The organism is Curtobacterium luteum (genome assembly GCF_001475545.1).
GTDB lineage: Bacteria > Actinomycetota > Actinomycetes > Actinomycetales > Microbacteriaceae > Curtobacterium > Curtobacterium luteum_A.
In genome coordinates, this window is record NZ_LDQC01000101.1 from 1 (window position 1) to 1,215 (window position 1,215).

The 1,215-nt window shown below is 63.0% G+C and carries 2 protein-coding genes; both read left to right on the top strand.

What is annotated here, in order from left to right; translation table 11 throughout:
- Positions 1 to 156 precede the first annotated feature (156 nt).
- Positions 157 to 375: a hypothetical protein gene (locus tag NS184_RS15340; RefSeq protein ID WP_058726972.1), complete on the top strand. Its 219-nt coding sequence runs from the start codon at positions 157 to 159 to the stop codon at positions 373 to 375.
- A 179-nt stretch (positions 376 to 554) separates the two neighbouring features.
- A partial coding sequence (locus NS184_RS15345; RefSeq protein WP_242863085.1) for a site-specific integrase occupies positions 555 to 1,215 on the top strand: 661 nt, incomplete at its 3' end.

Consider the following 1,215-nt stretch of genomic DNA (forward strand, 5'->3'; position numbering starts at 1 on the left):
CCTTCTGATCCGTAGTCAGAAGAAACATGCGAAACTGGGTGGACAACAGTCAGATTTGACTGCTACGCTCTCAAACATGCCAGCACAAGCCGACACAGGCTGGGGCATATGGATACACCGAACGGATACACGGATGCACCGCAGAAGGAGGGCGTGATGAGCGCCACGAAACACACCGCAGCGATCAAGCCTGGGGCAACGGTCGACTGCATCATCGGAGCGCAGTTCTTGCCCAACGGGCTTGGCTCCCCAATGGCAGTTGACGGGCGATCCGACGGCACCGTTCTCGGTCAGAACGATTTCGGCACGTGGGACGTCATGTGGCCGACTGGCGAGACGTACTCGTACGAAGCCGCGTTGCTGCACGTCAAGTAACCCAACGAGGGCCGGCCCGCGGCAACGGACCAGCCCTCACGCCCCACCCGTGAACTCACCACAGGAGGAACAGAAGTGGAAGCTACACCACGCCACCGACGTAGGAGGCCCGCAGCCTTCACCCATGTAGGAGTGCTCGGCGGTCAATGGACCGCTCACGACAGGAGAAGGAGGCCGTGATGGCACGCATTACGCGAGGCAAGGGGGAGGGTGCTCTGTTCCGCGTCCCTGCCGACACCAGCAAGCCGCTGAAGTTCTGGCAGGCCGTAGTAGAGCTCCCTCCCCGCAACGGGGAACGACGCCGCAAGTTCGTCCGCTCCAAGGACAAGCGGGTCGCACTGACAAAGCTCCGCGAACTGCAGAAGGATCTCGCGAAGGTAGGCGACCTACCCACCGCATCGCAGACACTCGAATCGTGGCTGCGGCACTGGTTCGACCAGATCCACAGCAAGCGCGTACGACCCAAGACGATTGCCACCCAACGAGGCATCATCGACAACCACATCGTGCCGGCAATCGGCGCGACACGGCTCGACAAGCTCGAGCCGCTACACGTGCGCCGCATGCACGACGCCATCACCGATAAGGGGCTGTCATCTACGACGGCGCTACAGGCGCATCGCATCCTCGGCACCGCACTCCGGGACGCCGAACGTGAAGGACGCGTCACCCGCAACGTCACCACACTGGTCGACGCACCACGACGAGCGAAGACGAACCTCGCCGTACTCGACCTCGACGCCGGCATCCGCATCCTGCAGGAGTCCGCACAACCCGGCGACCGCATGGGATCCCGTTGGGCGACCGCGCTTCTAACCGGTGCGCGTCAGGGCGAAGTGC

Bases quoted from the DNA above. Each gene is read 5' to 3' on its own strand.
- NS184_RS15340 (WP_058726972.1), top strand. From the start codon at position 157: ATGAGCGCCACGAAACACACCGCAGCGATCAAGCCTGGGGCAACGGTC.